The organism is Streptomyces sp. CB02980 (assembly GCF_014451325.2).
Classification (GTDB): Bacteria; Actinomycetota; Actinomycetes; order Streptomycetales; family Streptomycetaceae; genus Streptomyces.
Window position 1 is genome coordinate 297,278 of record NZ_JACSCH020000012.1, and the last position, 8,001, is coordinate 305,278.

The window sequence follows — 8,001 nt, forward strand, 5'->3', positions numbered from 1 at the left end:
AGCGTGCCGCGAAGGGGTGTTTCGTTTCCCTCAGCGGTTTTGTTTACACCGGCGAAAGGTCGCTTTCGGATACACAGGAGGCATGCGCGTACTGGTGGTGGAGGACGAGGCGTTTCTCGCCGAGATGATCGCCGAGGGGCTGCGCCGCGACGCGCTCGCCGTGGACATCGCGGCCGACGGCCTCGAAGCACTGCGGAAACTGCAGCTGGGGGAGTACGACGTGCTCGTCCTGGACCGGGACCTGTCCGGGATGCACGGCGACGACGTCTGCCGCCGTGTGGTCGAACAGCGGCTGATGACCCGGGTGCTGATGCTGACGGCGGCGGGCACGGTACGGGACCGGGTCGAGGGCCTCGGCCTCGGCGCCGACGACTACCTGGCCAAACCCTTCGCCTACGACGAGCTGCTCGCCCGTGTCCTGGCGCTCGGCCGGCGTGCCCGGCCCGCCCTGCCGCCCGTACTGGAGCGGGCCGGCGTCGTCCTGGACACCGCCCGCCGCCAGGCCAGCCGGGACGGCCGCCATCTGCAGCTGTCGCGGAAGGAGTTCGCCGTCCTGGAGGCCCTGCTGCGGGCCGAGGGCGCGGTGGTCAGCGGAGAGGACCTGATCGAGCAGGTCTGGGAGGAGCACACCAGCTACCGCACGAACGCGGTACGGGTCACGCTGAGCAAACTCCGCGCGAAGCTGGGCGAGCCGCCGGTCGTGGAGACGGTCCCGGGCTCGGGCTACCGGATCGGGTCATGAAGCGGGTCGTGAAGCAGGTCGTCACGGGGGAGCGGGCCCGGCTGACCGCCCTGTACGGCGGCCTTCTGCTGCTCGCGGGCGCCCTGCTGACGGGGGTCGTGTACTTCCTCGTCAAGGAGGGCCTGTACTCGTCGATCAGTCTGGCCGTCACCGGGACCGTACCGGCGCGGCGGCTGGAGGAGCTGCCGAGCCCGTACCCGAGCGCGACCGCCGGCTCCGCTCCGGCCAGTTTCCTGCCGGCCACGCTACCCGCGAGCCCGGCCCCGAGCGGTGCCACCCAGCTCCCCGGCGAAGTGCTCGCGATCACGCGGTCGGTGAGCGGCGCGGCGGAGTCGGCGGCGCTGGAGCGCCTTCTGACGGTGTCGTCGATCGTGCTCCTCGTGTACGCGGTGCTCTCCGTCGTCCTCGCGTGGTGGATGGCCGGCCGGGTGCTCCGGCCGGTGGCCGTGATCACGGAGACGGCCCGCCGGCTGTCGGGCGAGAACCTGCACGAGAGGATCGCGCTCGACGGTCCGCCCGGCGAGCTCAAGCGGCTCGCCGACACCTTCGACGGGATGCTCGGCCGGATGGAGGGGCTGGTCTCCGCCCAGCAGCGGTTCGCGGCGAACGCCGCCCACGAGCTGCGCACGCCGGTGGCCGTGCAGCGCGCGGCAGCCGAGATCGGGCTCGCGGGGGAACCCACGCCGGAGCGCGTCGCCCGCATCCGGGCGAAGCTGATCGAGGTCGCGGACGACAGTGAACGGATCATCGAGGGCCTCCTGCTGCTCGCCGCGTCCGACCAGGGTCTCCGGGAGCGACGTCCGGTGGCCTTGCACGAGGTGGCCCGCCAGGCGGCGGACGCGCTGGCGGCGGAGGCCGCGGAACACGAGGTGACGGTGTCGGTACGGGCTCTGCCCCTGACGGTCGACGGCGACGCGGTGCTCCTCGACCGCCTGGTGCACAACCTGGTCGTGAACGGTGTACGCCACAACGTCCCCGGCGGCCGGGTCGAGGTCCGTACGGGTCCGGGAGGCGTCGAGGTGTCGAACACCGGACCCGAGATCCCGCCCGAGACGGTCCCGCTGCTCTTCGAGCCCTTCCGTCGTCTGACGGAACGCACCCACGGCCCCGGCGAGGGCGCGGGCCTCGGCCTCTCGATCGTCGAGTCGATCGCCCGGGCCCACGACGCGACGACGGAGGCGTCTCCGAACGCGGAGGGGGGCGGGCTGACGGTGCGGGTGCGGTTCGGCAGGGAGAGGTGAGGAAGCGACGACGGCCCGGTCGACGGAGCCTGAGGGGTGTAGCGGCGTTTCAGGGGCTTGGTGACGCTTGAGGGGCCTGGCGGCGCTTGACGCCGACAAAGTGTGAGTGGTTAAGTACTCACATGAAGCCAGAACGTCCCCGCCAGTTGTCCACCGCCGAGGAGCGCCGCGCGACGGTGCTGCGCACCGCCATCGGCGCCTTCGCCGCCCGCGGCTACTTCGGCACCACGACGACCGAGGTCGCCAAGGCCGCAGGCATCTCCCAGGCGTACGTCTACCGGCTCTTCCCGAACAAGGAATCGCTGTTCGTCGCCGTCGTGGAGCACAGTTTCGTCCAGGTGCGGGCCAGCCTGGAAAGGGCTGCGGCCGAGGCGCAGGGCAGCACTCCCGAGGTCGTCCTCTCGGCCATGGGGGACTCGTACGCCAGGTTGATCAGCGGCAGCGACGGTGACAGCGACCTGATGCTCGTCCAGCTCCAGGCGCAGGCGGCCGCGACGTCCGTGCCGGCCGTGCGCGAGGCCGTGCGGCAGGGCTACGCCCGTCTTGTGGAGTACGTACGTGGTGCCTCGGGCGGCAGTGAGCGGCAGGTCCAGGAGTTCTTCGCGCTGGGCACGCTGTGTCATCTGATCGTGTCGATGGGGGCGGGCGAGGTGGACGCCCCCTGGAGCCGGACGCTGGCGGCGGGCATCAGGCACTACTGACCCCGGGCCCGCTTCGGCGGGCGAGCGAGCGGGTGAGTGGTGCGCGGGGAGCGGTGGGCGGGGCGTGGCGGCCTCGACTGTTTTTCGGACACAGATGTGAGTGGTTGACCACACAATGACGCTCAATGAGGCTGGAGCTTGTCGTGCAGAAGCATTCCGGAACCATCAACCGCCGCCCCGGGGCCACGCTCGCGGCACTGGCGGGCGCGCAGTTCACCGTCATGCTCGCAACGTCGATCGTGAACGTGGCCCTGCCTCAGATCCGGGCCGGCGTCGGCCTGTCGGACAGCGGGACGACCTGGGTCGTCAACGCCTACGGTCTCGCCTTCGGGGCGCTGCTCCTGGCCGGCGGCCGGGCCGCGGACCTCCTGGGCGGTCGGCGGGTCCTGCTCGCGGGACTCGGGTTCTTCGGGGCGGCGTCACTGGCGGCCGGACTCGCGAGCACGCCGGACGTGCTGATCGCCGCTCGTGTCGTGCAGGGCCTCGGGGCGGCGGCCGTCGCCCCGGCGGCCCTTGCGCTCCTGATGGAGCTGTTTCCGCCCGGTCCGGGGCGGGGGAGGGCGCTGGGGGTCTGGGGCGCGGTCTCCGGAGCCGGAGGCGCGGCCGGCGTCCTCCTGGGCGGCGCCCTGACGCAGGCGTGGGGCTGGCCGTGGATCTTCCACGCGGTGGCCGGGGGGACGCTGTTGGTCCTGGGCGGGGTGGTCGTCGCCGTGCCCGCGGTGCCGCTGTCCGGCGGCGAGCTGCCGAGGCGAGGCCGGTTCGATCTGCCGGGCACCGCGAGCGTGACGCTCGCACTCACCGCCCTGGTGTGGGGACTGACCGGCGCCCGCCGCTCCGGCTGGGCCGACGCCCAGGTCCTGGGAGCCCTCGCCCTCGCCGCCGTACTCCTCGTCGTATTCGCCCTGATCGAGCGGCGGCATCCCCACCCCCTCCTGCCACCACGACTGTTCACCGAAGCCAGGGTCGGAGCCGGGAACGCGCTCATGGCACTGCTCGGGTCGGTGTGGATCGCCCTGTTCTTCTTCCTGCCGCTCTACCAGCAGCAAGTGCTCGGCTCCAGCCCCTTGGTGACGGGCCTGGGTCAGCTTCCGCTGGCCGGAGCGATCACGCTCGGTTCGGCCTCGGCGCCGCGTATCGCCCGGCGGATCGGACCCACGGCGACCGTCACGGCGGCCCTGCTTGCCGAGGCGGGCGGGCTGCTGTGGCTCGCACGGATCAGCACCGACGGCAGCTACGCCGCCGACGTCCTGGGTCCGAGCCTGCTGATCGGGCTCGGCCTGAGCGTCGCCTTCGTCCAACTCACCGCCCTGTCCGTCGAGGGAGTCCCACGGACCGACGCGGGCCTGGCCGGGGGCCTGGTGAACACCACACGCCAGATGGGCGGAGCCGTCGGCCTCGCCGTGCTGGCCACCGTGGCCGGCTCCGTCACGGCCCACGCGGAGAACGGCGGCCGACCGTACGTCGAGGCGCTCACCGCCGGATACCGCACCGCCTTCGGCATCTCGGCCGCGGTCCTCACGGTCACCGCGGCCCTGGCCCTGATCCTCGCCCGCCGAGCGAGCAGCCGCCCTCTTCCCCTCCCTCTGACGCCTACGACCTGACCGCAAGAGCAGCCGCATTCACCCAAAGCGGACCCCTTCCCCTGCAGCGGCCCCGCTGCCCCGACGGCAGTCCCGTTCCCCACGCACGACCCACCACGAGAGAAGGAAGACCCACCATGCGCACCATCGACGAGAACGCCCCCGTCATCGTCCGCCTGTCCACCGTGATCGACGCCCCGATCGAGAGGGTGTGGCAGCTCCACACGGACATCGACGCCTGGGCGGACTGGAACGCGGACGTCGACGAGGCGTCCCTCAACGGCCCGCTGGAGCGTGGCACCTCCTTCACCTGGAAGACCCACGGCCTGGACATCACCTCCACGGTCACCGAACTCGTCCCCGGCGAGCGGATCGTGTGGGGCGGCCCCGCCAACGGCATCACCGGCATCCACGTGTGGACCTTCGAGCGGACCGGCGACCGGGTCACCGTCCGTACCGAGGAGTCCTGGAGCGGCGCACCCGTCGACGCCGCGACCGAGGAACTCGGCCACGCCCTCGACCGGTCCCTGCGGAGCTGGCTGACCTCCCTGAAGGACCGCGCGGAACGCGGCATGTGAGGCCCGCACCGCCCTGCCTGTCCCCGTTCCCCCACGCCACGCCACCCCACCGCAACGCAACGCAACGCAACGTACGTACGTCGAGACAAGACCGGACACCCCGAGAAGTGAGGTTCCAGCCATGACCAGCAAGCCCTTCCTGACCGGCCACTACGCGCCCGCCGTCGACGAGATCACCGCGACCGGGCTGTCCGTCGAGGGCAGCCTGCCTCCGGAGCTGTCCGGCCGGCTGGTCCGCAACAGCCACAACCCGAAGCCCGGCGTCACGCCCACCCACTGGTTCAAGGGCAGCGGCATGGTCCATGGCATCCGGCTCCAGGACGGCCGGGCGGAGTGGTACCGCAACCGCTGGGTGCACACTCCCGCGCTGGAGGGTGCCCCGTACATGACCGAGACGGGTCCCGACCTGACCGCCAGCACCGCCGGAACGCACGTGATCGAGCACGGCGGACGACTCCTCGCCCTGTGCGAGGCCAACGTCCCGTTCGAGCTGACCCGGGATCTGGACACCGTCGGTGCCTACGACTTCGGGGGCAAGCTGCGCGGCGCGATGACCGCGCACCCCAAGACCGACCCGGTCACGGGGGAGCTGCACTTCTTCGGCTCCTCGCCCCTCCCTCCGTACCTCATGTACTACGTCGCCGACCCGAAGGGCACGATCACCCAGGGCGTCGAGGTCCCCGGGGCCACGGCCTCCCTCAAGCACGACTTCGCCCTCACCCGCCACCACGTCGTCTTCGTCGAGGGCACGGTGTCCTTCGACCCGAGCGAGCACTCCGGCATCCCCTACGCCTGGAACGACGCCCAGCCGGCCCGGATCGGCGTCATGCCCAGGGGTGCGGACGGCGCGGCACACATCCGCTGGTTCCCCGTCGAGCCCGGCAGCATGCTGCACGCCGCCAACGCCTACGAGGACGACAGGGGTCGTATCGTCCTCGAAGGCCCCACCGTCGACCGCGAGGGATTCCGGCTCTCCTGGAACTGGTGGGTCAGCGCCCCCGGGCGCGGCGCGGAGCCCAACACCCGCTCCTACACACGTCGTTGGGTGATCGACCTGACGGCCGGCAGCGTCGATGAGCAGATCATCGACGACCTGGCGGTGGAGTTCCCCACCCTCAACGAGGACTTCCTCGGCGCGGAGCACCGCTACCAGTACGCGGTGTCCTTCCCCGACCAGAACGGCCTCGGCGGCTACGGGATCGTCAAGTACGACCGTACGACGGGTGCTCGGCACGTCCACGAGGTCGGCGACGCGCGACTGCCGAGCGAGGCGGTCTTCGTCCCGGCCGCAGGCGCCACTCGGGAGGACGACGGCTACCTGCTCACGGTGGTCTCCGACCTGAAGCAGGACGCCTCGCAGCTCCTGGTCATGGACGCCTCGGGCCTGGACCGGATCGCGACGGTCCATCTGCCCCGCCGTGTCACCGCGGGCATCCACGGCTCATGGATCCCCGACACCGCCTTCGGGGGAGGGGGCATCTCAAGCCGAACCCCGCGCGCGACGCCCAGTGTGGGGTGGCGACGGCCCTCATGATCCACTTACCGGTGGGCGGGGGGCTTGTGGCAAGGGCGGGGGCGTGCCGCAGCATCACCGACCGAGACCGGGGCGTGCTGACGGAAAGACGGAAGAGGGAGCTGCGGGATGCGTGTGGTGCTGTCGACGTACGGAGGGCGCGGGAGCGTCGAACCGATGGTGGGACTCGCGGTGCGGCTGCGGGAACTCGGCGCGGAGGTCCGGGTGTGCGCACCGCCGGACGAGGAGTTCGTGGACCTCTTCGCCGGCATCGGTGTGTCGCCGGTGCCGGTGGGCCGACCGGTACGCGCCATGGTGGCCTCGGTGGAACCGGGGTCGGCGGTGGGCCTGGCGCAGCGGGCCGCGGAGCTGATCGCCGCACAGTTCGGCACGGTCGCCGAGACGGCCGAGGGGTGCGACGCGCTGGTGGCGACGGGTCCGCTGCCGGTGACGGCCGGCGCGCGGTCGGTCGCGGAGAAGCTGGGCATCCGCTACGTACACGCGAGCCATCAGCCGATCGCCCTGCCCTCGCCGCACCAGCCTCCGCCCGCCCGGCGGGGCCGGCCGTTGCCGCCGGGGGTGACGGACAACCGCGAGCTCTGGGAGATGGACGCCAGGAACGCGAACGAGATGTTCGGCGCGGAGATCAACACCCACCGGGCGGCCGTCGGCCTGCCGCCGCTGGACAACGTCCGCGACTACGCCTTCACCGACCGGCCTTGGCTGGCGACGGACCCGATCCTGAGCCCGTGGCCGGAGCCGTCAGATCTCGATGTCGTGCAGACCGGCGCGTGGATACGGCCGGACGACCGCCCGCTTCCGCCCGGCCTCATGGAGTTCCTCGACGCCGGAGCCCCGCCGGTGTACGTGGGCTTCGGTAGTACGCCGATGGGCGCCGACGCCTCGAAGAACATGGCCCGGGTGGCGGTCGAGGCGATCCGCGCACAGGGTCGCCGCGTGATCGTCGCCCACGGCTGGGCCGGCCTGGACCTGATCGACGACGGGGCCGACTGCTTCGCCGTCGGTGAGGTCAACCAGCAGGCGCTGTTCGCCAGGGTGGCGGCCGTCGTCCACCACGGCAGCGCGGGCACCACGACGATGGCCGCGCGGACGGGCGTGCCTCAGGTGGTGGTGCCCCAGGGCGCGGACCAGCCGTACTGGGCGGGTCGGGTGGTCGACCTCGGCATCGGCGTGGCGCACGACGGCCCGACCCCGACCGTCGCCTCCCTGCTTGCGGGCCTCGAAACGGCTCTGGCCACGGCGACCCGCGCACGGTCCCGGGTCGTGGCGGGGACGATCGACACGGACGGCGCGATGACGGCCGCGAAGCGGCTGCTCGCCGAGATCGCCCCGAACGGACAGCCACTGCCCGCCTGAACGAGAGCCAGTCTGCCCGGCACCACGGCTGCCCCACTTGGCCCGAAGGCGACTCGCCTCCCTCCGCCCGTTTCCCACCCGACCGCTGCAGCGGATCGGCCGGGAGGCGGGCGGCTGCTTTCTCCTGCCGTCGGGCGGGGATCGACGCGAGGCCGAACTCGAAGCGTGCGTCGCCGGGGCGGTGTGTCAGGTGATGGCGAGCCGGTCCACCAGCAGTTCCACCCTCCATTCGGTGTGTTCCGGCGGCAGTCGTCCCGCCCTTGTCAGGG

General features: G+C 72.0%; 7 protein-coding genes and 1 pseudogene. 7 read left to right on the forward strand and 1 reads right to left on the reverse strand.

The window, feature by feature from the left end; genetic code table 11:
• The first annotated feature begins 82 nt into the window (after window positions 1–82).
• The 7 genes from E0F75_RS25250 (at window position 83) to E0F75_RS25280 (ending at window position 7,732) form a co-directional block, all read left to right on the forward strand.
• Entirely contained in the window at window positions 83–742 is a 660-nt protein-coding gene (locus tag E0F75_RS25250) for a response regulator transcription factor (protein WP_187624849.1), read from the forward strand.
• Window positions 739–1,983 carry an ATP-binding protein gene (locus tag E0F75_RS25255; protein WP_187624850.1) on the forward strand — a complete coding sequence of 415 codons (1,245 nt, stop codon included), beginning with the start codon at window positions 739–741 and terminating at the stop codon, window positions 1,981–1,983. Before E0F75_RS25250 ends, E0F75_RS25255 begins: the two co-directional genes overlap by 4 nt.
• Before the next feature lie 122 nt (window positions 1,984–2,105).
• Complete coding sequence (locus E0F75_RS25260; RefSeq protein ID WP_187624851.1) at window positions 2,106–2,684, forward strand: TetR/AcrR family transcriptional regulator; 579 nt, start codon at window positions 2,106–2,108, stop codon at window positions 2,682–2,684.
• A 125-nt stretch (window positions 2,685–2,809) separates the two neighbouring features.
• Window positions 2,810–4,285 (forward strand): MFS transporter, encoded by a 1,476-nt coding sequence (locus E0F75_RS25265; protein WP_187624852.1) that lies wholly within the window; start codon window positions 2,810–2,812, stop codon window positions 4,283–4,285.
• Window positions 4,286–4,401: 116 nt separating this feature from the next.
• Entirely contained in the window at window positions 4,402–4,842 is a 441-nt protein-coding gene (locus E0F75_RS25270) for an SRPBCC family protein (protein WP_187624853.1), read from the forward strand.
• A 121-nt stretch (window positions 4,843–4,963) separates the two neighbouring features.
• Window positions 4,964–6,376: a carotenoid oxygenase family protein gene (locus tag E0F75_RS25275; protein ID WP_187624854.1), complete on the forward strand. Its 1,413-nt coding sequence runs from the start codon at window positions 4,964–4,966 to the stop codon at window positions 6,374–6,376.
• Window positions 6,377–6,484: 108 nt separating this feature from the next.
• Window positions 6,485–7,732 carry a glycosyltransferase gene (locus E0F75_RS25280; protein WP_187624855.1) on the forward strand — a complete coding sequence of 416 codons (1,248 nt, stop codon included), beginning with the start codon at window positions 6,485–6,487 and terminating at the stop codon, window positions 7,730–7,732.
• 186 nt (window positions 7,733–7,918) lie between these two features.
• Here the strand turns inward: E0F75_RS25280 and E0F75_RS25285 are convergent.
• Window positions 7,919–8,001: pseudogene (locus E0F75_RS25285) on the reverse strand (TetR family transcriptional regulator); the annotation flags it as partial.

What these genes read in the sequence shown, in the direction of transcription:
- E0F75_RS25250 (WP_187624849.1), top strand. Translation starts at nt 83, where the DNA reads ATGCGCGTACTGGTGGTGGAGGACGAGGCGTTTCTCGCCGAGATGATC.
- E0F75_RS25255 (WP_187624850.1), top strand. Translation starts at nt 739, where the DNA reads ATGAAGCGGGTCGTGAAGCAGGTCGTCACGGGGGAGCGGGCCCGGCTG.
- E0F75_RS25260 (WP_187624851.1), top strand. Translation starts at nt 2,106, where the DNA reads ATGAAGCCAGAACGTCCCCGCCAGTTGTCCACCGCCGAGGAGCGCCGC.
- E0F75_RS25265 (WP_187624852.1), top strand. Translation starts at nt 2,810, where the DNA reads ATGAGGCTGGAGCTTGTCGTGCAGAAGCATTCCGGAACCATCAACCGC.
- E0F75_RS25270 (WP_187624853.1), top strand. Translation starts at nt 4,402, where the DNA reads ATGCGCACCATCGACGAGAACGCCCCCGTCATCGTCCGCCTGTCCACC.
- E0F75_RS25275 (WP_187624854.1), top strand. Translation starts at nt 4,964, where the DNA reads ATGACCAGCAAGCCCTTCCTGACCGGCCACTACGCGCCCGCCGTCGAC.
- E0F75_RS25280 (WP_187624855.1), top strand. Translation starts at nt 6,485, where the DNA reads ATGCGTGTGGTGCTGTCGACGTACGGAGGGCGCGGGAGCGTCGAACCG.